Genomic DNA, 22,420 nt, shown 5'->3' with positions numbered 1-22,420 from the left:
ACTTTCGTCTGTAGCGCACGGCTCTTCAACGAGCCATTCCCCTAGGCCCAAACAGCTAGAATCGTTTTGGGCCTTTTTTTATGGGCTTGCGTTTTAACTGATATAAGCAAAATTGTGCTCACAAGAGAGGGATAAACCTAAATCAACGCCCAATCAAGCGCGCCGCATCCTTAAATAAGTTAAAGAAGTTATCACTGGTATACTCAGCAAGATCTTCGTAACGCTCTCCGCGCAGCTCTGCCACAAACTCGGCCACATCACGCACATAGGCGGGTTGATTTTCCTGTCCACGGTGTGGAATAGGCGCAAGATAAGGCGAATCGGTTTCGACCAATAAACGCTCTTTCGGCACTTTGCGGATCACCGTTCTTAACTCACCGGCATTTTTAAAGGTTACAATGCCTGAAACGGAAATATAAAAACCTAAGTCAATCGCCGCCTTGGCCATTTCCCAGTTTTCGGTAAAGCAATGCAACACGCCACCGACTTTGTCCGCCTGCCCCGCTTTAAGCATGTTGATGGTGTCTTCACGGGCATCACGGGTATGTACAATCAGCGGCTTATCCACTTCAACCGCCAAGGCAATTTGTTGCTCAAAACATTGCTGTTGCAGGGCTTTAGTTTCATCGGCATAAAAATAATCTAACCCAGTTTCACCAATGGCCACCACTTTAGGGTCCATTGCAAAACGGCGAATTTGCTCTACATCGAGGCCGTCTTTTACATCCAGCGGATGCACGCCCGAAGATAAAAACACCTGCTCGAAACCCGCAACCTTGTCGCGCATCGACTCAAATCCCTGCTGGCGCACATTGACACAGAGCATATAGTCGACACCGCGCGCCTTAGCGTTGGAGAGGATGAGTTCTAGGGTGGGTTGATCGGGCGCCGCTTTCAGGCGATCGAGATGGCAATGTGAATCGATAAGCACAGCAATGTCCAAGCAGATAAACAAAAAGGAGCACAAGGATACTCAGCGATGGGATCGAGGTCAAATTTCGCTAAGGCTTCACTCAGCACTTAATACTCAGTGTCGACCCTAGCTGACCACTCTATGCATTACATCGTGCAGGTTAAGTCACCAGAGGCGAGCTCACGGGATAACAATTTTTCAATATGGTGTTTATGGCTGTCGGGCTCTGAGACTATCTTGATACCAATCCCAGCAGGACGTCCACCCGATGCTCCCAAAGGATTGATCCACACAACGACGCCACGAAATTCGTTTGAGGTGGTCGCGCCAGGTAAACGATAGGCGATGGTTAACGTCTCACCGAGGTAATGGGTTTCCCCGGTGGCGACAAATAACCCTGCCGGTTTGATAAACGGCATATAGGCGCGGTAGAGCTGATGTAAGGTATCAAAATTGACGACAAGATCGACCATGGCATGTTACTTATTTGTTATTTCTTTATATTCTAAGACATAACTTTGACACAAGCCTAAATAATTGACACTCGGCATTGCACTTAAGCTATGACACATTCCCATGATTTTCGCCGCCAAGTTCCCTATTTGCGCTTGCACAAACGCATCTTGGTCGCCGTACTTCAATAAAACTTGTCTCAGGAGTAAGTATAAAACCTTAAGAGCATCAATGATTTGTTGTTCACTTATCGTTAACAAACTAGCACACAGATGGCCCGACGACAAACTTTGCGCCCAATCTTTGCGAAACCCTAACAAGGTTTCATAACGACTGGGTTGCGTACCGTCGGATAGCAAACTTTCGGCCAACTTTAATGGACCGCCGACCACACTCAAGCACCAAGTCACATCCTCTTGGATCTGACATTGCTGAATTAACCAGTTTTTGATCAACATTTTAGACGGCGTCATAAAGGGAAGCCGCTGACAACGACTACTGATCGTAGCCATTAAGCGTGCGGGTGTGTCGGAATGTAATAGTAGTAAGGTGTCTTTACCCGGCTCTTCGAGCGTCTTGAGTAGCGCATTGGCAGAGGCTGAGTTTAAACGCTCGCTATGGTGGATAATGGCTACACGGCGGCCACTTTGCTGGGCAGTCGCACTTAAGCGGCTACAAAGCTCACGAATTTGATCGACTTTGATTTGATGGCCATCGGCCTCGATTTGATAAAAATCAGGATGATTACCCGCATCAAATAACTGGCAGGACTTACAAAAACCGCACCCGCCCGCGGGAGTGGGTTGTGAACACATGGCGGCGCGCGCCATAAATACACTCAAAAGTTCACCGCCATAGGCAGAATCGATACCCACTAGCTGCGCGTGGGGGACTTTTTGAGTTTGCAACTGGGTTAAAAACGCCTGCCTTGGCGCATCGAGCCAAGGCAGGGTTAATACATCAAAACCGCTTTGCACTACCATGCCATCGCCTGTAACACGGCCAGAATATCTTTATGGACTTCGGCCATGGTTTGGCTGGCGTCGATCACGACAATCCGCTCATCTTCGCTGGCAAGCTTGAGGTAAGTTGCGCGCGCACGTTCAAAAAAGTCGATGGCTTGCTGCTCAATTCTATCAAGTTCGCCCCGCTTTGCTGCACGTTGCAGTCCAAGCTTAGGGTCAAGGTCAAGATAGAGGGTTAAATCGGGTTTAAACCCTTTGAGCGTTGCGTTACTTACGGCTTCGACTAAAGGCATTAAGCCACGTCCGCCGCCTTGGTACGCTAAAGATGACAGATTGTGTCTATCCCCCAACACCCACTTGCCTTGGGCCAATGCAGGTTTGATGACATTGGCGACGAGCTGGGCTCTGGCGGCATAGATCAATAAACATTCAGACTCATCACATAAAGGATCGTTTGGGTCGGCAATTTTCACTAAATCACGAATGCGCTCGGCCAGCGGCGTGCCGCCTGGCTCGCGGGTGCAAACAGGCGCAAGCCCGGTGTGCTTTTCAATAAAATCGCGAATAAGGGCAATCGCACTCGATTTACCGGCGCCTTCCAGTCCTTCAACAACGATGAATTTGGCGGATGCTTGGGTCATTTTTTCTTTCTCTGATAAATATCGACGGCGCGGTTATGTTCTTCCAAAGTGGTCGAAAATACATGGGTACCATCGTTACGCGACACAAAATACAAATAACTGACCTTGGCGGGTTTCGACACTGCCTGTAATGAGGCCTTGCTCGGTGCCGCAATCGGTGTTGGCGGTAAGCCGAAAATCCGATAGGTATTAAACGGTGTCTCTTCGACTAAATCTTTACGGGTGATATTGCCTTTAAATCTGTCTCCCATGCCATAAATCACCGTGGGGTCGGTTTGCAGCTTCATGCCTAGATTCAGTCGATTAATAAAGACGCCGGCGATTTGATCACGCTCAAAGGCTTGACCAGTTTCTTTTTCGACAATCGATGCCAAGATCAGCATTTGGTAAGGTGATTTAAGCGGTAAACCGGGCACACGCTCTGCCCAGGCTTTGGCGAGTTCTTGCTCCATCATTTTATAACTTTGGGTCAGCAGTACCTTGGCATCACTGTCAGCGGTGTAATGGTAAGTATCGGGGAAGAATTTACCTTCGGGCAACGCCGAATCGTCCCCCTGCTCCATTAATACGGCACTAAAAACCTCTGGGGTCAGTTGTAAATGGGGCGCACTTGCCAGTTGTTGTTCCCACTCGGCAATGGTTTTGCCTTCGACTAAGGTCAGGCTAAAGGTTTTCACCTTGCCATTGACTAAGTCGTTAAGTAAGTCGGCAAGCGTCTGCGAGGGTGACATCTCGTACAGACCAGTGCGGATCTTGCCCAGCTCTGGACGCAATCTAAGTAACCATTTGAGTTTCCATTTGTCTTGGATAACGCCATCGGTTTCTAACTGCTGCGCCAACTGGTGCACACTCGTACCACGAGCAATGGTTAATTCTTTGGCTTCGGTTAACGCTAATGGCGTTTGGCTGTAATCAATAATCGTACGGTAACTCCAATAACCCGCCAAGCAAGCTAAGGTCAGCAAGGCCAATAAGGTAGAGCTTGCGATCAGAATGAGTTTTTTCATAGTGAGAGTGAAAGTGTGTGTCTAAGATCGGCAGTCAAAGGAGAAGGCTTGAAACTGTGCGAATCGATCGCCAGTACATCCACCACGCCTAAGATGCTGTTAGTGATAAATGCCGAGTCAAACTCCACTAAACGCTCGGCGCCAAAGGGCAAACAATCAATATTCATCTGCCGTGCAAGTAAGGCTAACATCACTTGCTCGCGTATGACACCCGCAACGCCGCAGCGCGCCAAAGATGGGGTAATCACTCGATGGCCTTTAACAAAAAAGATATTCGCCATCGAAGATTCTATCACCTGCCCAGTACAATCCAGCACTAACCAATCATCAAAACCCTGTGATAAGGGCTGGGATTTGATTAACACTTGCTCGAGGCGATTAAGGTGTTTTATCCCCGCCAATAAGGGTTGATGACCTAATTGGACTGCGGAGGTTTTAAGACGAATACCCAGTTGTTGCCACGCAGCATAATGGGTAGGAATGGGATGAACAGAAACGATCTCCGTAACGTTTACCTGCTCAGGCGGGGCATAGCCTCTGCCCCCAACACCGCGTGTGATCATCAATTTAATACAGTGATGCGGGTACTGTGCAGCAAGTGTATTGAGCTGCTCGGCAAGGGCTGAACTCATTTGCCAGTCAAACCCAAGTCTTGCAGCGCCAGCCGTAAGACGGGCTTCATGCTGCTCAAAAAACAAAATACCACACTCGCTACTTCGCATCGTAGCAAAGAGGCCATCACCATAGGCAAGTCCCCTGTCCATAGGAGCAATGCTTGCCTGTGAAACCCCATTAACCCAAATCAAGGGTATTAGTCCTGACTGATACGGCTAGCAACCGCATCCTGTTGATCTTTATACTTGGCATTTTTGCGCTTGTTATACGGACGCGCCACTGGGCCACTTAAACGTTCAAAGTTTAACGCACCAATGGTCATCCGTGGGCGCAGCGCTAAAGGCAACTTACCGCTGTTGTAAAACTCGAGCACGATTTTACCCTGCCAACCCGGATCAATCCGGTGCGCAGTGACGTGCACCATCAAGCCTAAACGCGCCAGTGAAGAGCGGCCATCGAGCCAACCGACGATATCGGCAGGCAGTGTCACGCTTTCATAGGTCACGGCGAGCGCCAATTCACCGGGGTGTAGGAAGAAGGCTTCGCCGTCTGGGATTTCGATGATTTCGCTCATCACCCGATCGAGCGCCGCCTGCACTTCAATACTCGGACCACTGAGGTCGATAAAAGGCGCAGTATGATCCTTAAAGACGCGAAATTGCCCACCTAAGCGCACATCCACACTGACGCCAGAAATCGCATCTATGCTTGGGCGAGGTTCTATAACGATAGTGCCGTTATCAAGGGCCTGTTCAATTTCGATATCGGTTAAGCGCATCTTGCCTTTTACTCCCTGAGTTTTAGTCGTTATTTTGCCAGTAAATGTTGAATACGAGTCTTCAAAATATCGGTCGCGATACGGTTTTTACCGCCGCGAGGCACGATAATATCAGCGTATTGTTTTGAAGGTTCAATAAATTGCAGGAACATAGGACGCACTGTCTTCTTGTACTGTGAAATCACTGACTCCATCGTACGGCCACGCTCGGCCACATCGCGGGTTAAACGGCGCAGGAAGCAAATATCCAGCGGCGTATCCATAAACACGCTCGCATCCATCAATTCACGTAATTTAGGGTCTGTTAACAGCAGGATGCCTTCTAAAATGATCACTTTTTTCGGCGTCATTTTTACAGTTTCGGCCATACGCGTATGTTCGGTATAGCTATAGCAAGGAATATCAACAGCTTCGCCAGACTTTAGCAACTGCAAGTGCGTGCATAGCAGCTGATGGTCTAACGCCTTGGGATGGTCGTAGTTAGTTAACACACGCTCATCCATGGATAAATGACTCTGATCGCGGTAGTACGCGTCTTCGTTAATTACCCCAATCTGATCTGTGCCTAAATCGCGGCGAAGTTCGTCAAAAATCGTCTTGGCAATTAAACTCTTGCCCGATGCTGACGCGCCAGCAATTGCAATAATGACACACTGCTGAGAATTCATACCCTTAAACCTTACTCGTCATCTGATACGCTAATAGAAACTGTTTTCTGGCTCTGTTTGAGAGCCAATTCGGCGCCCACTTTACGGGCAATTTCCCGATAAAGTGCCGCCACTTCACTGTCAGGCTCGGCCACAACCGTCGGCGCACCCACATCCATGGCTTCACGGATATTGATGTGCAGTGGTAAGGCGCCTAACAGTGGAACTTGATAACGCTCGGCCATTTTACTGCCACCGTGCGTACCAAAAGGATGTTCTTTATGACCACACTCGGGGCATAAATGGAAACTCATATTCTCAACAATGCCGAGGACCGGAATGTTCACCTTCTGGAACATGGTGATGCCTTTCTTGGCGTCGGCGAGAGCGATATCCTGCGGCGTTGTCACAATCACCGCGCCACTTACTGGCACTTTTTGCGACAGGGTTAATTGAATATCACCCGTGCCCGGTGGCATATCGACGACTAAATAGTCTAGCTCTGGCCACTGGGTTTCATTGAGCAGCTGCGCAAGCGCGCCCGCCGCCATAGGACCACGCCATACTGCGGCTTCATCACCACTTAACATAAACCCAATCGATTGGGCGGCAATGCCATGGGCACTGGCGGCGCTCATGTGTTTACCATCGAGGGAAACGGGCCTGAAGTTGGGGATCCCAAGCATTAATGGGACGGAAGGACCATAAATATCGGCATCTAAAATACCAACCTGTGCGCCCTCAGCGGCCAGTGCTAAAGCAAGGTTGACCGCCGTGGTTGATTTACCCACACCGCCTTTGCCGGACGCGACAGCAATCACTTGCTTCACATTGGCAATCGGTGCGATAGAAGCAATCGCCGAATACACCTTAGGTTGAAAATCGATTTCACACTCAACCTCATCGATGGCATCCAGCACAGCGAGTTTGTTGGTCAGCGCCATCACGGTATCGCGGTATTGAGTCATACAAGGGTATGGATAGACTAAGCCAAGCTGCAAACGCTTACCTTCAATCGCCAATTTATTAACGCATCCTGCGCTCACTAAACCCTTCGCTAAATACGGGTCGATATATGCATCGAGAATGGCCAGAACTGGCCCGAGAAGATCGTCACTTAAACGATAATCAGTTTGAGTTGAAGACAAAAGAATTACCCCCACCAATAAATTTGCCCAAGTGTACCAGATAATGACAAAAACATTAGCGCAGATTTAACCCAATCGACTCAGGTTTTGATGAAAATCATCCTGTAATCGGTTAGTATCTCTACCATTATTTTTGGCCCACCACGATATTTGAGACAAGATGGCAACTTCACAACGTAAAATTCTCGTGACCAGCGCACTTCCCTACGCGAACGGACCGATTCATTTAGGTCACATGCTGGAATACATCCAGACGGATATCTGGTCGCGTTATCAAAAGCTTCGTGGACATGAGTGCCACTATATTTGTGCAGATGACGCCCACGGTACACCGATTATGCTCAAGGCGCAGCAATTAGGTATGGCGCCTGAAGAAATGATTGCTCAAGTCAACAAAGAGCATCAGCAGGATTTCGCCGATTTTAATATCGCCTTCGATAATTATCACAGCACCCACAGTGACGAAAACCGCGTGCTGGCGAGCGATATTTACTTAAAACTGCGCGCTAATGGCTATATCAAAAGCAAGAGCATTTCTCAGCTATTTGACCCTGAGAAGTCGATGTTCCTGCCGGACCGCTTCGTAAAAGGCACCTGCCCTAAGTGTAAATCGCCCGATCAATACGGCGACAACTGTGATGCCTGCGGCGCAACTTACAGCCCGACTGAGCTTATCAATCCAAAATCAGCGGTATCGGGTGCCACGCCAGTGATGAAGGACACAGAGCACTTCTTCTTCGACTTACCCGCCTTCGAAGACATGCTCAAAGAGTGGACTCGCTCCGGCGCACTGCAAACCGAAATGGCCAACAAACTCGACGAATGGTTCGAACAGGGTCTGCAGCAATGGGACATCACCCGCGATGCACCTTACTTTGGTTTTGAGATCCCAGATGCACCGGGCAAATACTTCTACGTGTGGTTAGATGCGCCTATCGGCTACATGGGCTCATTCAAAAACCTGTGTGACAAACGCCCAGAGCTAAGCTTTGACGAATTTTGGGCGAAGGATTCTAAAGCCGAGGTTTACCATTTTATCGGTAAAGATATCGTTTATTTCCACAGTCTGTTCTGGCCTGCGATGCTCCATGGATCGGGCTACCGTCAACCTAACAGCGTCTATGCCCACGGTTATGTAACGGTGAACGGCGCTAAGATGTCTAAATCTAAGGGCACCTTTATTAAGGCTCGCACTTACTTAGATCACTTAGATCCTGAATATTTACGCTACTACTACGCGGCTAAACTCAGTAGCCGTATCGACGATTTAGATTTAAATCTGGAAGATTTCGCCCAGCGCGTGAATTCAGATCTAGTCGGTAAGCTAGTGAACTTAGCCTCGCGCACCGCAGGTTTTATCACTAAGCGCTTCGATGGCAAGCTCGCGAAAATTGCGGATACCACGCTAACTGAGGCGTTTTTAGCCAAACAAGAACAAATCGCTGAGTTTTATGAGACCCGTGAATACGGTAAAGCGATGCGTGAAATCATGGCACTCGCGGACATCGCCAACGGTTTTGTCGCCGATGCTGCGCCTTGGCAGCTAGTGAAGCAAGATGATCAACAGGAAGCCGCGCACCAAGTGTGTTCAAACGCGCTGAACCTGTTCCGCATTTTGGTGACGTACTTAAAACCTGTGTTACCACGCTTAGCGCAAGACGTTGAAGCCTTCTTCCAACAAACCTTAACGTGGGATGGCTTAGGCCAAGATATGGCGGGCCACGAAATTGCGCCATTCAAAGCCATGATGCAGCGTGTTGAGTTAGACAAAGTTGAAGCTATGGTGGCCGACTCTAAAGAAAACTTGCAAGCCACGAGCGAGCCAGAAGCACCTAAAGGGCCATTGGCGACCGATCCTATTAGCGACACTATCAACTATGACGATTTCGCTAAAATCGATCTGCGTATTGCGCGTATCGTTAAAGCCGAGCATGTAGCCGAAGCCGACAAACTGTTAAAACTGCAACTTGATATCGGCGGCGAAACCCGTCAGGTATTTGCAGGCATTAAATCAGCCTATTCGCCTGAGGATCTCGAAGGTAAGCTGACTGTGATGGTCGCCAACCTTGCACCACGTAAGATGCGTTTTGGCATGTCAGAAGGCATGGTACTAGCAGCCGGCCCTGGTGGCAGTGATTTGTGGATTTTAGAACCCCACGAAGGCGCACAACCTGGTATGCGGGTTAAGTAAGCTAGGCTAAACACGAGTCAAGCTACTGCTAAATCGATATAAGGCCGCATTTAATGCGGCCTTATTTATTAAACACACATTCCTTTACGCTTTATCAGGGAGCGTAAGTTGATGTGGCCTCGACAAGTGACTGACTGTGCGACACTATCGCGGCTATGGCTAAGCTGCACTGATTCAGCGACAACGCACTATGAAATTTTCGAGGAGAAGTTATGGGCAATATCATTGAGCAGCTGTTGTTTTCTGCTTCAATAACCGGTCCCATCTGTTTAATGTTAGCCCTAGGCGTGATGCTTAAACGCACCCAAGTGATTGACGAACACTTTATTGATGTCGCTTCTAAGCTGGTTTTTAATGTCACCCTGCCAGCGCTGTTGTTTCTCAGCATAATTAGCTCGCACCACAATCTTGCCGCCAGTGCGCCATTAATCGGTTATGGCTTACTCGCCAACTTACTGTTTTTTATCCTCTCGACCTACGCGACAAAACGATTTTTCCCCGAGCCGAAGGATCAAGGCGTTATTATTCAAGGGGGATTTAGGGCCAATACCGCCATTATCGGCTTAGCCTATGTCTCTAATGCCTATGGCGAATCGGGCGTTGCCTTAGCGGCCGTTTATGTCGCGTCCATGACGCTACTCTACAATATTCAAGCCGTGATTTGCTTGAGTCCTAAGGGTGAGGAATCAAGCCGCCGCGCTTTTGCGGTGATCATTAAAACCATCACCAAAAATCCGCTGATCATTGCCATTATACTCGGCATGTTGTTTTATCTGCTGGCGATCCCCTTACCGAAAATGGTCCTCGATGCTGGGCAATACTTTGCCAATATGACACTCCCATTAGCACTGCTGTGTACAGGCGGTTCATTGGATATTGGCTCGCTCAGACATGAAAAGTATGCCACGTGGTTCTCGACCGCCTTAAAACTTATCTTTGCGCCACTGTTCATCACCCTAGGCGCCTTGATACTTGGCTATCGCGAAGTTGAACTTGCCTTAGTGTTTTTGATGAGCGCCGCGCCCACGGCAGCCGCAAGTTATGTGATGGCGCGGGCCATGGGAGGAAATGCCACGCTTGCGGCCAATATTATCGCCTTAACCACCGTTTGCTCGCTGCTCACCTGCACCTTAGGCATTTTTATCCTGTCGACCCTAGGGCTTATTTAAACTTAGGACTGATTTGAACTTAAGGTTGATTTACATAAGACAAAGGCGAGCATGGCTCGCCTTTCATTTACAAGATGTCGATAAAGCAAGATTGTTAAACAGGGTTAGCGATATCTACAAAATGGTGTACCAAATTAAATTCGCGAGCGAGATGACGCCCCAGCGCCTCAATGCCAAAACGCTCGGTCGCATGGTGACCCGCCGCATAATAGTGAATTCCCTGCTCCACTGCGCTATGGAAAGTACGCTCTGACACTTCGCCACTGATAAACGCATCCACACCAAGACTCGCGGCAACATCGATATAATCCTGCGCACCGCCCGTACACCAAGCTAAATATTGGATTTCATCCGAACTCTCGCCAATATGCAGCGGCGCTCTGCCAAGTACTTCGTCTAAGGTCGCGGCAAATTCACTGGCACTGACGGGCAAATCGAGCTTTCCACGCCACACTAATCCCTGTGCCACATCTTCTACTGCTTCAGCATCGATGATCCCCAGTTTGCGGCCTAAGACCGCATTATTACCTAACATTGGATGGGCATCTAAGGGCAAGTGATAACCAAACAGATTGATATCGTGGGCGAGTAAGGCTTTGATTCGGCGCTGCTTCATGCCTGTGATCACCTCAGGCTCACTCTTCCAGAAAAAACCATGGTGAACCAAAATCGCATCGGCTTTGAGGCGAATCGCTTCATCGATTAACGCTTGGCAAGCAGTCACACCTGTCACTATGGTGCGGATATCTGCTTTACCTTCAACCTGCAAACCATTGGGGGCGTAATCTTTAAAGGCCGATATCCGCAAAAAATCGGCTAAATATTGGGTTAGTTCTGTCCTTGTCATTCCATCACCGTTTAACGTTCTTTATTAATGTTTGGCAGTTAGGCTTAATTTCCTCGCGTTAGGTGCATGGCTTAGTTACATGGCTAAATCAACGCGAACCCCACCTTGCAGGTACACCACACGTACCCTATCCCCCGCATTGAACACCATGCCAGGATCATAATCTTGGATCACCATGAGTTGCGTGCCGTCTTCCTGAGTGATCATCAGCTCCACGAGCTTGAGCGATTGCACCGTTGTGCCACTGCCATAACGATTGCCAACTCCAGCACCAATTAAGGCGCCTAATATTGTCGCAATATCTTGGCCAGAGCCACCACCAAATTGATGGCCGATAACACCACCCGCTAATGCGCCACCGAAAGTTTTCCAACCTTGGTTTCGGTCTTCAATTAATTGGGTTTCGGTGATATTACGTACTGAGTTGATATCACCATAGAGGACTTTCTCGACCGGCACCGCCTGATTACGATCGTAACCTGCTTGCACCGGAGAAATCACTAAAGCACAAATAAACATAAAGCTCGCTAGTGTAGGTTTCCACATATCCGAATTTCCGCTAACTTAGTATAAGGGTCTATTACTGAATCATACGCAATTGTGAACTCACTGTCTTTTCTGAATCACGAATTTGAAGCTTTTCCTTCACCCGAACTCGCCCTCACCGATCCAAACGGCTTATTGGCGATAGGTGGTGACCTACGCCCAGAGCGTTTGTTGACCGCCTATTATCACGGCATTTTCCCTTGGTTTAACGCCGAGGATCCTATTTTATGGTGGTCACCCGATCCCCGCGCCATTTTTATTCCAGGCCAAGTGAATATCAGCACCAGTTTACGTAAATATTTAAAAAAACAGCCTTGGCGCTATACCATCAATCATGCCTTTACCGATGTGATGGCAGGTTGTGCTCAACCTCGGCGTAAACAAACTGGCACTTGGATAACCCATGAAATCCAAATGGCCTACCGTGAGCTACACCATAATGGCCATGCCCACTCAATCGAAGTTTGGCACGGTGAGCGATTAATCGGTGGGCTTTATGGTCTCGCCATTGGCCAAGTGTTTTGTGGTGAATCCATGTTCCACCGCGAAACCAATGCGTCAAAGGCGGCCATGGCGGTGTTGCAACAACATTTAATCAAAATGAATTTTAAACTTATTGATGCACAGGTAATGAATCCCCACCTTGAGAGCTTAGGGGCAAAACCCGTTAAACGCGCGAACTTTATACAACTCTTAACCCAGTTTAGGGATAACACGGTTAATCCTGCAGCTTGGATACCAAGTGAGGTCACACTTGAACTCTAACGCGAGTAACACCCCAATCGCCATTGGGATCAGCCAAATTTTCCCCTGCAGTTACCTCGATGGTCAGCAGGAGCAACTGTTAGTCATTCAGGAGGAAACCCTCGACCCAATACTATTTGAGCGGCTACTCGCCATAGGTTTTCGCCGCAGTGGCAGCGCCATTTATAAACCCCGTTGCCCCCGTTGCAGTGCCTGTCAGCCAATTCGGTTACCAATTAAAGAATTTACACCGTCTAAACGGCAAAAGCGCACCCTAGCCCATAACCGTGATTTAACTTGGCGCATCACCTCAGAACATACCGAGGCTCAATATGCCCTGTATGAAAAATACATCCGTGAGCGCCACTTCGATGGCCCAATGTTTCCGCCAAGCAAAACCCAATATGAACAATTTTTATTCTGTCATTGGCTGCCCCCCACGTTTATTGAAGTCTATGATGGCAATAGACTTGTGGCTGTAGCAGTGACAGACACTCTGCCCAATAGTTTGTCAGCCATTTACAGCTACTTTGACCCCGATGAAGAACGCCGCTCCCTTGGCGTATTGTTGATCTTACTCCAGTGCAGATTGGCTAAAATGCAGGGTAAAGATTTTCTTTATCTGGGATATCAAATTGATGCAAATCGGAAAATGTCCTACAAACGCTTATACCGCCCTTATCAGATTTTAACCCCCCAAGGCTGGGAGTATTCCCAAGTTTGCTAGGCACATCCCCTTTACAGCAAGGTGAATTTGCGGCATGATACGCCCGTTTTTTATATTCGAAGGCTAATGGGATAAATAATTAATGGCGAAAGAAGATAACATTGAAATGCAAGGCACTATCCTTGAAACCTTGCCAAACACAATGTTTCGCGTAGAGCTTGAAAATGGTCATGTGGTGATAGCCCACATTTCAGGCAAAATGCGCAAAAACTACATCCGGATCCTGACTGGTGACAAAGTAACAGTTCAGTTGACCCCTTATGATCTGACCAAAGGTCGTATTGTCTTCCGCGCACGCTAATATTCCCCTTTAGTTGAAAAACCCGGCGAGGCCGGGTTTTTTTGTTGGCGTAAGATTAGAAAAATGGCTGCAATTGCAGCCATTTTTATTGGGTTTTCGCGAGAGATTAAGCCTTAGTGGTACTTTTCTCGTGGCGTTCGGTGTGGATCACGATTTCACCGTCTTTGGCATCAACATGAGCAACACCGCCATGTTCCAGTTCACCGAAGAGAATAGCATCCGCTAATGGACGTTTAATAAGCTCTGTCACCACGCGGGCCATTGGCCGTGCGCCCATGCTCTTATCATAGCCTTTCTCGGCGAGTAGAGTTCTGGCCTCATCACTGACTTCAAGTAACACATGTTTTGCATCAAGTTGTGCTTGTAATTCCACCAAAAATTTATCAACCACCTTGGCTATGATAGTCATATCTAAATGGTTGAACCAAATGATGGAATCTAAGCGGTTACGGAACTCTGGCGAGAATACTCGATTGATTTCCGATAAGGCATCTTGGGTATGATCCTGCTGAGTAAAGCCAATAGACTTACGGATCGTTTCCTGAACACCTGCGTTTGTCGTCATCACTAAGGTGACATGCCTAAAATCCGCCTTGCGACCGTTGTTATCGGTTAAGGTGCCATGATCCATCACCTGCAGTAACAGGTTATAGACATCGGGGTGAGCCTTTTCGATTTCATCGAGCAACACCACGCAATGGGGATTTTTAATTACAGCATCGGTGAGTAAACCACCTTGGTCGTATCCTACGTATCCAGGAGGAGCACCAATCAAACGAGAAACCGTATGGCTTTCCATGTACTCCGACATATCGAAACGCACCAGCTTCATTCCTAGGCAACTAGCTAACTGATTGGTCACTTCTGTCTTACCTACCCCAGTTGGGCCAGCAAACAAAAAGCTACCAACAGGTTTTTTATCTGTACCTAAACCACTGCGTGATAATCGAATCGCCGAGCTTAAGGATTCAATCGCCTTGTCTTGACCAAAGACCACCATCTTGAGATTGCGCTCAAGATTACGCAGTAAATCTTTGTCGCTGGCGGAGACTGATTTTTCTGGGATCCGAGCAATCTTCGCCACAATGGTTTCAATCTCGGCCTGACCGATGGTTTTCTTACGTTTGCTCTGTGGCAACATAGCCATGCGCGCACCCGCCTCATCGATCACATCGATGGCTTTATCGGGTAAATGCCGGTCATTAATGTGTTTTGCCGACAGCTCTGCCGCGCTGTTAATCGCCGCTTGGGTGTAACGCACGCCGTGATATTCTTCGTATTTAGACTTTAAACCCATCAGAATTTTAGTGGTTTCAGCCACTGAAGGTTCATTAATATCAACCTTTTGGAAACGGCGCGCCAGTGCACGATCTTTCTCAAAAATACTCTGATATTCTTGGAACGTGGTTGAGCCCATGCAACGCAAATTACCACTCGATAATAACGGCTTTAGCAGATTAGAGGCATCCATCACCCCACCCGATGCTGCGCCTGCACCAATAATGGTATGAATTTCATCAATAAATAAAATGGCGTGTTTATCGGCGCTAAGTTCCTTAAGCAGACTCTTGAAGCGTTTTTCAAAATCGCCACGGTACTTAGTGCCAGCAAGCAAGGAGCCTAAGTCGAGGGAGTACACAGTCGCCTGCGCCATCACCTCTGGCACTTGATTATTGACGATTCGATAAGCCAAACCTTCAGCAATCGCAGTTTTACCCACGCCCGCTTCACCCACCAACAATGGATTATTTTTACGGCGACGACATAAAGTTTGGATGGCGCGTTCAATTTCTTGATCACGACCAATCAGCGGATCTATCACCCCTTGTTTTGCAAGTTGGTTTAAATTGCTCGCAAACTGCGACAACATGCTGCGTTCTTCGTTCGCTTCGCTTTGATCTTCGATGCGTTCTTGATCTTGATGAGCGTCGCTGTCCTCATTTTTTGAAAAACCATGGGAAATATAATTCACCACATCTAAACGGCTGATGTCGCTGCGACGCAGCAGATAAACAGCTTGGGATTCCTGCTCACTAAAAATGGCCACCAGCACATTAGCACCAGTGACTTCATTGCGGCCCGAGGACTGCACATGGAAAACGGCGCGTTGCAGTACCCGCTGAAACCCGAGCGTTGGTTGGGTTTCTTTATCATCATCCATATCCGCAATGATTGGGGTGGTTTGTTGAATAAAGCTTGCTACTTCATCTCTAAGTTTATCTAAATTCGCTCCACAGGCGATTAGCGCGTCTTGAGCCGCAGGGTTGTCTATCAGAGCCAATAACAGATGTTCAACCGTCATATACTCGTGACGAGCCTCTCTGGCTTGCTGAAACGCCAGATTTAAGGTGACTTCCAGATCTTTGTTCAGCATAAGCACCCCCAAAATTAACAACTGACAACAGAGTAAGCGCTGTTAAGCCTTCTCTAACGAACACAGTAACGGATGTTGGTTTTGTCTTGCAAATTGATTTACTTGTATCACCTTAGTTTCTGCAATGCCGTAGGGGAAAATCCCGCAGATACCCTTTCCCTGGTGATGAATAGTCAACATGATATCTGTGGCTTCCTGCTCATTCTTGCGAAAGAAGATTTGTAGCACTTCTATCACAAAATCCATTGGCGTGTAATCGTCATTATTAAGGATCACCTTATACATCGAAGGTGGCATTAACTCAGATTCAACACGTTCTTCAACGTGCTCTATGTTTCCTGTCTTACCCATTTTTTAATACTAGCCTCTCGTGTTGTCCTCTTCCAATTGCTATCTTCAAATTAATCAGTTGTTACCTCTTTGTTAATTTTAGCTTGACATCCGCTTTTACTCCTTACATTCTGTAGCTCAGACGGTGAAACAATCCCGTCTATACAGGTTTTACTATCTTACTGGTAAGTAGACAACAGAAGGAAGTGGAAGTATGGCAAGCGGAACTGTTAAATGGTTCAACAACGCCAAAGGATTCGGGTTTATTTGCCCTGATCAAGGTGGCGAGGACGTTTTTGCACACTATTCTACCATTGAAATGGAAGGCTATAGAACTCTAAAAGCAGGCCAACCGGTTCAATTTGAAGTAGAACAAGGTCCAAAAGGAATGCACGCTTCAGCCATTTCACCAACAAAATAATGTATGGTGAGGCCAATGATCTAAAAGGCAGGGATTAATCCCTGCCTTTTTATTTTGAGTAGAATAACTACACGTCATGTCTCATTTTGTGAGCATAGGTGTACCGGAGCGAATACATTTTCATCTCGAAACGTTAACTCGCTCTGGTTAATTTACAACTTACTCCTAAATTTAGTGCAATAAAAAGGCCTGCAATGCAGGCCTTTACAAGTATCAATGCTGCTTAAGCAAGTAATAGCTTGTTCAGTGTCTCGCTTGGGCGCATGGCTTTTTCAGCTTTTGCGGCGTCTAAACGATAGTAACCGCCTAAATCCACTGGTGCACCTTGCGCATTGTTGAGTTCAGCCACAATCACTTGCTCATTGGCGCTTAAAGCGTGCGCTAATGGAATAAAGTGAGCTTGTAACTGCTCGTCTTTGGTTTGAGCGGCTAATGCTTGTGCCCAGTACATCGCCAGATAGAAATGGCTACCACGGTTATCTAGCTCTCCAACGCGTCTTGATGGCGACTTGTTGCTATCTAAGAACTGACCAATGGCTTGATCTAAGGTATCCGCCAGTACTTGCGCTTTAGGGTTACCCACAGTTTGGCTTAAATGCTCTAAAGAAGCCGCTAATGCCAGGAATTCACCTAGAGAGTCCCAACGTAAGTGACCTTCTTTTTCAACCTGTTGTACGTGTTTAGGCGCACTACCGCCCGCACCCGTTTCAAACAGGCCGCCACCATTCATTAATGGCACGATAGATAGCATCTTAGCACTGGTACCCAGTTCGAGGATTGGGAACAAGTCAGTCAGGTAGTCACGCAGTACGTTACCAGTAACAGAAATAGTATCTTTACCTTCTTTGATGCGCGCTAAAGAGAAACGTGTTGCTTCTTCTGGTGACATGATGCTGATGTCTAAACCGCTGGTGTCATGCTCAGGCAGATATTGCTTCACTTTAACAATCAATTGCGCATCGTGGGCACGATTTGCATCTAACCAGAATACCGCAGGAGTATTGCTTAAACGTGCGCGGCGTACGGCTAATTTCACCCAGTCGCGAATTGGGGCATCTTTAACTTGGCACATTCTCCAAATATCGCCCGCTTCGACGTTGTGGCTCATTAACACTTTGCCACTGGCATCAATCACGTTAACTACGCCATCGGCTGGGATTTCGAAGGTTTTATCGTGGCTGCCATATTCTTCGGCTTTTTGCGCCATCAGGCCCACGTTTGGCACACTGCCCATAGTGCTTGGATCGAATGCACCGTGTTCTTTACAGAACGCGATAGTTTCTTGATACACACCTGCGTAGCAACGGTCTGGGATCAGCGCTTTAGTATCGTGCAACTTGCCATCTGGACCCCACATTTGGCCAGATGAACGAATAGCCGCTGGCATAGAAGCATCGATAATAATGTCGCTTGGGACGTGTAAGTTGGTGATGCCTTTGTCAGAATCCACCATCGCCAGCGCAGGACGCTCAGCGTAGACCGCCGCGATATCGGCTTCAATTTGGCTACGTACATCGGCAGGTAAGCTGGCGATTTTCGCATATACATCGCCAAAACCGTTGTTCACATCAACGCCTAATTCAGCAAATAACGCTGCATGTTTATCAAATACCGGTTTGAAGAACACTTTCACGGCATGGCCAAACATGATGGGATCGGACACTTTCATCATGGTGGCTTTAAGGTGCAGCGATAACAACACGTTTTCAGCCTTGGCATTGGCAATTTCACGCTCAAAGAAGCTCACTAAGGCTTTTTTGCTCATCACTGACGCGTCGATGATTTCACCCGCGAGCAGTTTCAGATCTGATTTAAGGACGACTTCTTGACCGTCTTTTTGTGCCAGAACGATGTTGACCGTGTCTGCGTTAGCCAAAGTCACTGACTGCTCGCTACCGTAAAAATCACCTTCGCTCATATGAGCAACGTGTGACTTAGAGTCTTTCACCCATTTACCCATAGAGTGTGGGTTCTTTTTCGCGAAGTTTTTCACTGACAGCGGCGCGCGGCGATCAGAGTTACCTTCACGCAGGACGGGGTTTACCGCACTGCCCTTGATCTTGTCGTAACGCGCTTTAATTGACTTTTCTTCGTCAGTTTTTGGCTCGTCAGGATAGTTTGGAATGTCATATCCTTTCTGTTGCAGCTCTAAAATACAGGCTTTTAACTGTGGGATTGACGCACTGATATTAGGCAACTTGATGATATTAGCTTCTGGTTGATTCGCTAAATCGCCAAGCTCAGCTAAGTGATCGCCAATCTTTTGCGCGTCAGTCAGTTTTTCTGGGAAGTTAGCAATCACACGGCCTGATAAAGAAATGTCACGGGTTTCAACCGCCACACCCGCCGCATTGGTAAAGGTCTTGATGATAGGTAACAGAGAAAGCGTTGCCAGTGCTGGCGCTTCATCGGTTTCGGTATAAATAATTGTTGGTGAGTTATCTTTCATGTTACATCCTACATTATTGTAAAATTTAGTATTTTTATAATAATTTTATATCATGACGAACAAACATTGGCACGAAGGAATTCTCTATCGAGGCAATCGTAAACGCCCCTACAAAACCTATAAACCCGCTGCAACATCCTCTTTACGTTCGCCAACGTGGGTAAATCGACTCATTAATACCTAACAAACATTTAGGCGTAGATCACATTTTCAGGCCGACATCATAGAGCATTCACAATAATATTCAAATTCCACTAACGGCGAATGCCAAGTACACTGTGTGCAGATAAATAACACGTCTTCTTTCTGACGTCTGCTAACGGATAGGTTCAGTCGTATATCATCGGCGACGACGTAAAATGACTAGACTGTCTTAAGCGACTATTCGCCACGGTATGAACAACAATTAGTTACTGCATGAACAAAAATAACCCGCTAACTTCTCAGGCAACACCTCGCACTCGCGGCCAGAGCGCATCCACCACGCACCCGCAGCATAGGGCAGATAACCGCAGCAAAGGAAGTAAACCAAGCTCCTTCGCCAAATCTGCCAAGGCAAGTTTGCAGCGCGATACAGGGTCACAACAAAATAGTCCCAAAACACGGCTTCAAAAACACTCATCGGCCTCACGCGTCAAGCCTCAAACTGCGCCTATCATCGTCTTATTTAACAAGCCCTTCGATGTTCTGTGCCAATTTACCGATGAGCAAGGCCGTAAAACCTTAAAAGATTACATCCCTATTCCGGGCGTTTATGCTGCTGGGCGATTAGATCGCGACAGCGAGGGACTGTTGCTGTTAACCAATGACGGTCAACTCCAAGCCAAACTGACTGAGCCAAAAAAGAAAACCTTTAAAACCTATTGGGTACAAGTGGAAGGTGTGCCATCGGAAGCCGATTTAGCCAAACTGCGCCAAGGGGTTGAATTAAAAGATGGTATGACACTCCCTGCGAAGGTCAGCATCATGGCGACGCCGAATGTGTGGCCGCGTAATCCGCCGATCCGTGAGCGAAAAAACATCCCTACTACTTGGCTTGAAATTCAAATCCATGAAGGACGCAATCGCCAAGTTCGGCGGATGACGGCCCATATTGGTTTTCCGACCTTAAGACTTATTCGCTATAAAATAGGCCAATGGAGTCTAGATGATTTAGCGACAGGTGAGCATAAATGCATACTGGTGGCTCAAAAGACCGAATAGTCTTGCGCCAACAAGCAATCCAATATCCCTAATCTAGCCGCTCAAAGGTAATCACTGTGACAGTAAAAGCAAGATATAAACCCAATGTAACAGTTGCTTGTATTATCCATGCCTCTACCGAGGATAAGTATCTATTAGTGGAAGAGTGGATTGATGGTGAGCAGCGTTTTAATCAACCAGCAGGACATTTGGAAGCGAATGAAAGTCTTATCCAAGCCTGTGAGCGCGAAGTCTTTGAGGAAACAGGCCTTCAACTCAAGCCACAGGGATTGGTCGGGATTTATCAATTTAGCGCCAATCAGGACCTCGCATTTGTGCGTTTTACCTTTTTGGTGCAAGTAGATACGCTACTCACACCTAAGCCACAGGATGCGGATATTTATGCCGCCCATTGGTTGAGCTTTGAGCAGATCGCAGCTAAAGCTCATCAACTGCGCAGTCCATTAGTGCTCGATTGCCTCAACGATTACCGCAAACAGTTGCAACAAGGGCAAATTCATTCGCTCGAATTACTCAATAGTCAGCGTCTGTAGGGATGTCAAAGATAGCCCCAAGCAACAAGGCGTGATAGAATACGCCCCCGCATAAATGCGCGATTCGATAAGGCATTTAACTGCGCTTTTGGGTTAAAAATTTGGGGTATTTTAGCATCATGCATCTTGTGCTTAATGATGTTGGGCTGATGTATCTCAGATGCTAAACGGATCACCAATAAGCCTGCCCTAACTACGCAGCTAATATAAACGCAGATTTAAAAGTGAGTCATGCACTAATGACAACGGTTCAAGCCACGACTCGCTAACACATATACTCAATGGTTTTAGGATCTATGACATCAATCGAACCCACTCATACAGGTAAAAAAGTCATTGTCGGCATGTCCGGCGGTGTTGATTCATCCGTTTCAGCCTATTTGCTTATGCAGCAAGGCTATCAGGTTGAAGGCCTTTTCATGAAGAACTGGGAAGAAGATGACAACGACGAGTACTGCGCGGCCGCCGAAGATTTAAAAGATGCTCAAGCCGTTTGCGATAAGCTTGGGATAAAACTCCACACGGTCAACTTTGCTGCCGAATATTGGGACAATGTATTTGAGTATTTTCTTGCCGAATACAAAGCAGGTCGTACCCCAAATCCTGATATCATGTGCAACAAAGAAATCAAATTTAAGGCCTTTTTAGAGTTTGCCGATGATATTCTCGATGCCGACTACATCGCCATGGGTCACTATGTGCGCCGCCGCGACAATGCCGATGGCACAACGCAAATGCTGCGCGGGGTCGACAATAATAAAGATCAAAGCTACTTCCTATACACCTTAAGCCATGAACAAGTGGCACGCAGCCTGTTTCCGGTGGGTGAACTCGAAAAACACGAAGTGCGAGAGATCGCCAAACAGATGGGCTTAATTACCCATGATAAGAAAGACAGCACCGGCATTTGCTTTATCGGCGAGCGAAAATTTACTGAATTTTTAGGTAATTACTTACCAGCGCAACCTGGCAATATCGAAACCGCCGAAGGCGAAGTCATTGGCACGCACCAAGGTTTGATGTACCACACCTTAGGCCAACGTAAAGGTCTGGGGATTGGTGGCATGAAAAATAGCAATGATGACCCATGGTACGTGGTGGACAAAGATCTCAAACGTAACGTGCTTGTTGTTGGCCAAGGTGGTCACCATCCGCGATTGATGTCCAATGGCATGTTTGTCAATCAACTACACTGGGTCGACCGCAAAGGTCCCGCCGATGGCAGCCAAATTGTGGTGAAAACCCGTTACCGCCAGCAGGATATCCCTTGCACCCTTACCTATCTTGATGACAATACCCTCAAAGTGGTGTTTGACGAGCCCGTTGCCGCCGTGACGCCTGGCCAATCAGCGGTATTTTACGATGGCGAAGTGTGCCTCGGTGGCGGAATTATCGATCAACTGATCAGAGGATAAACC

The 22,420-nt window shown here is 47.5% G+C and carries 23 protein-coding genes; 9 read left to right on the top strand and 14 right to left on the bottom strand.

Going from position 1 to position 22,420, the window contains the following annotated elements; all coding sequences use genetic code 11:
* Nucleotides 1-142: 142 nt before the first annotated feature.
* From MMG82_RS11270 to apbC, 9 genes are all read right to left on the bottom strand, one after another.
* Entirely contained in the window at nucleotides 143-931 is a 789-nt protein-coding gene (locus tag MMG82_RS11270; RefSeq protein WP_047533974.1) for a TatD family hydrolase, read from the bottom strand.
* Between the two features lie 128 nt (nucleotides 932-1,059).
* Nucleotides 1,060-1,386 carry a PilZ domain-containing protein gene (locus tag MMG82_RS11265; RefSeq protein WP_037419265.1) on the bottom strand — a complete coding sequence of 109 codons (327 nt, stop codon included), beginning with the start codon at nucleotides 1,384-1,386 and terminating at the stop codon, nucleotides 1,060-1,062.
* Between the two features lie 6 nt (nucleotides 1,387-1,392).
* The gene (gene holB / locus MMG82_RS11260) at nucleotides 1,393-2,349 is read right to left on the bottom strand and encodes a DNA polymerase III subunit delta' (protein WP_037419262.1); all 957 of its coding nucleotides are present in this window, start codon (nucleotides 2,347-2,349) and stop codon (nucleotides 1,393-1,395) included.
* The gene (tmk, locus tag MMG82_RS11255; protein WP_037419259.1) at nucleotides 2,343-2,972 is read right to left on the bottom strand and encodes a dTMP kinase; all 630 of its coding nucleotides are present in this window, start codon (nucleotides 2,970-2,972) and stop codon (nucleotides 2,343-2,345) included. The genes holB and tmk overlap by 7 nt, the downstream gene beginning before the upstream one ends.
* Nucleotides 2,969-3,979 carry an endolytic transglycosylase MltG gene (mltG, locus tag MMG82_RS11250; RefSeq protein WP_047533972.1) on the bottom strand — a complete coding sequence of 337 codons (1,011 nt, stop codon included), beginning with the start codon at nucleotides 3,977-3,979 and terminating at the stop codon, nucleotides 2,969-2,971. The genes tmk and mltG overlap by 4 nt, the downstream gene beginning before the upstream one ends.
* Complete coding sequence (pabC, locus tag MMG82_RS11245) at nucleotides 3,976-4,785, bottom strand: aminodeoxychorismate lyase (RefSeq protein WP_047533970.1); 810 nt, start codon at nucleotides 4,783-4,785, stop codon at nucleotides 3,976-3,978. The genes mltG and pabC overlap by 4 nt, the downstream gene beginning before the upstream one ends.
* A gap of 5 nt (nucleotides 4,786-4,790) precedes the next feature.
* Nucleotides 4,791-5,372: a dCTP deaminase gene (gene dcd, locus MMG82_RS11240; protein WP_037419254.1), complete on the bottom strand. Its 582-nt coding sequence runs from the start codon at nucleotides 5,370-5,372 to the stop codon at nucleotides 4,791-4,793.
* A 29-nt stretch (nucleotides 5,373-5,401) separates the two neighbouring features.
* The gene (gene udk / locus MMG82_RS11235; RefSeq protein WP_011072566.1) at nucleotides 5,402-6,040 is read right to left on the bottom strand and encodes a uridine kinase; all 639 of its coding nucleotides are present in this window, start codon (nucleotides 6,038-6,040) and stop codon (nucleotides 5,402-5,404) included.
* A gap of 11 nt (nucleotides 6,041-6,051) precedes the next feature.
* Nucleotides 6,052-7,167 (bottom strand): iron-sulfur cluster carrier protein ApbC, encoded by a 1,116-nt coding sequence (apbC, locus tag MMG82_RS11230; RefSeq protein WP_037419322.1) that lies wholly within the window; start codon nucleotides 7,165-7,167, stop codon nucleotides 6,052-6,054.
* A 160-nt stretch (nucleotides 7,168-7,327) separates the two neighbouring features.
* Here apbC and metG point away from each other — a divergent pair, with 160 nt between their 5' ends.
* Together metG and MMG82_RS11220 are read left to right on the top strand one after the other, a co-directional pair.
* Complete coding sequence (gene metG / locus MMG82_RS11225) at nucleotides 7,328-9,358, top strand: methionine--tRNA ligase (RefSeq protein ID WP_037426495.1); 2,031 nt, start codon at nucleotides 7,328-7,330, stop codon at nucleotides 9,356-9,358.
* 212 nt (nucleotides 9,359-9,570) lie between these two features.
* Nucleotides 9,571-10,527, top strand: coding sequence for an AEC family transporter (locus MMG82_RS11220; RefSeq protein WP_047538874.1), 957 nt, complete (start codon nucleotides 9,571-9,573; stop codon nucleotides 10,525-10,527).
* A gap of 94 nt (nucleotides 10,528-10,621) precedes the next feature.
* Here MMG82_RS11220 and MMG82_RS11215 read toward each other — a convergent pair whose 3' ends face one another.
* Nucleotides 10,622-11,374, bottom strand: a complete 753-nt coding sequence (locus tag MMG82_RS11215) for a Nif3-like dinuclear metal center hexameric protein (protein WP_037426500.1) — start codon at nucleotides 11,372-11,374, stop codon at nucleotides 10,622-10,624.
* 75 nt (nucleotides 11,375-11,449) lie between these two features.
* Nucleotides 11,450-11,920 carry a glycine zipper 2TM domain-containing protein gene (locus MMG82_RS11210; protein WP_241406859.1) on the bottom strand — a complete coding sequence of 157 codons (471 nt, stop codon included), beginning with the start codon at nucleotides 11,918-11,920 and terminating at the stop codon, nucleotides 11,450-11,452.
* A gap of 54 nt (nucleotides 11,921-11,974) precedes the next feature.
* Between MMG82_RS11210 and aat the strand changes: the two genes are divergently transcribed.
* The 3 genes from aat (at nucleotide 11,975) to infA (ending at nucleotide 13,692) form a co-directional block, all read left to right on the top strand.
* On the top strand, nucleotides 11,975-12,685 hold the full coding sequence (aat, locus tag MMG82_RS11205; protein ID WP_037426502.1) for a leucyl/phenylalanyl-tRNA--protein transferase: 711 nt from the start codon (nucleotides 11,975-11,977) through the stop codon (nucleotides 12,683-12,685).
* Entirely contained in the window at nucleotides 12,675-13,391 is a 717-nt protein-coding gene (locus MMG82_RS11200; RefSeq protein WP_037426504.1) for an arginyltransferase, read from the top strand. Before aat ends, MMG82_RS11200 begins: the two co-directional genes overlap by 11 nt.
* 82 nt (nucleotides 13,392-13,473) lie before the next feature.
* Entirely contained in the window at nucleotides 13,474-13,692 is a 219-nt protein-coding gene (gene infA, locus MMG82_RS11195; RefSeq protein ID WP_006081934.1) for a translation initiation factor IF-1, read from the top strand.
* 106 nt (nucleotides 13,693-13,798) lie between these two features.
* Here the strand turns inward: infA and clpA are convergent, their stop codons facing one another.
* Both clpA and clpS read right to left on the bottom strand, forming a co-directional pair.
* Nucleotides 13,799-16,066, bottom strand: coding sequence for an ATP-dependent Clp protease ATP-binding subunit ClpA (gene clpA, locus MMG82_RS11190; RefSeq protein WP_047538881.1), 2,268 nt, complete (start codon nucleotides 16,064-16,066; stop codon nucleotides 13,799-13,801).
* A gap of 42 nt (nucleotides 16,067-16,108) precedes the next feature.
* Nucleotides 16,109-16,417: an ATP-dependent Clp protease adapter ClpS gene (gene clpS, locus MMG82_RS11185; RefSeq protein WP_011622425.1), complete on the bottom strand. Its 309-nt coding sequence runs from the start codon at nucleotides 16,415-16,417 to the stop codon at nucleotides 16,109-16,111.
* Between the two features lie 193 nt (nucleotides 16,418-16,610).
* Between clpS and cspD the strand changes: the two genes are divergently transcribed.
* Nucleotides 16,611-16,817, top strand: coding sequence for a cold shock domain-containing protein CspD (cspD, locus tag MMG82_RS11180; RefSeq protein WP_011072576.1), 207 nt, complete (start codon nucleotides 16,611-16,613; stop codon nucleotides 16,815-16,817).
* Between the two features lie 223 nt (nucleotides 16,818-17,040).
* Here the strand turns inward: cspD and MMG82_RS11175 are convergent, their stop codons facing one another.
* The gene (locus tag MMG82_RS11175) at nucleotides 17,041-19,266 is read right to left on the bottom strand and encodes an NADP-dependent isocitrate dehydrogenase (RefSeq protein WP_047538885.1); all 2,226 of its coding nucleotides are present in this window, start codon (nucleotides 19,264-19,266) and stop codon (nucleotides 17,041-17,043) included.
* A 417-nt stretch (nucleotides 19,267-19,683) separates the two neighbouring features.
* Here MMG82_RS11175 and MMG82_RS11170 point away from each other — a divergent pair, with 417 nt between their 5' ends.
* The 3 genes from MMG82_RS11170 (at nucleotide 19,684) to mnmA (ending at nucleotide 22,417) form a co-directional block, all read left to right on the top strand.
* Nucleotides 19,684-20,469, top strand: coding sequence for an rRNA large subunit pseudouridine synthase E (locus MMG82_RS11170; protein WP_181159859.1), 786 nt, complete (start codon nucleotides 19,684-19,686; stop codon nucleotides 20,467-20,469).
* Between the two features lie 56 nt (nucleotides 20,470-20,525).
* Nucleotides 20,526-21,002: an NUDIX hydrolase gene (locus tag MMG82_RS11165; RefSeq protein ID WP_140907411.1), complete on the top strand. Its 477-nt coding sequence runs from the start codon at nucleotides 20,526-20,528 to the stop codon at nucleotides 21,000-21,002.
* A 296-nt stretch (nucleotides 21,003-21,298) separates the two neighbouring features.
* Entirely contained in the window at nucleotides 21,299-22,417 is a 1,119-nt protein-coding gene (gene mnmA, locus MMG82_RS11160) for a tRNA 2-thiouridine(34) synthase MnmA (RefSeq protein ID WP_037426519.1), read from the top strand.
* The last annotated feature ends 3 nt before the right edge of the window (nucleotides 22,418-22,420 follow it).

The sequence above is a fragment of the Shewanella sp. MM_2022_3 genome (genome assembly GCF_022557375.1).
In the GTDB taxonomy this organism is placed as follows: domain Bacteria; phylum Pseudomonadota; class Gammaproteobacteria; order Enterobacterales; family Shewanellaceae; genus Shewanella; species Shewanella xiamenensis.
Note: the sequence above shows the minus strand (reverse complement) of the source record. Positions and strands in the feature narration are given on the sequence as shown.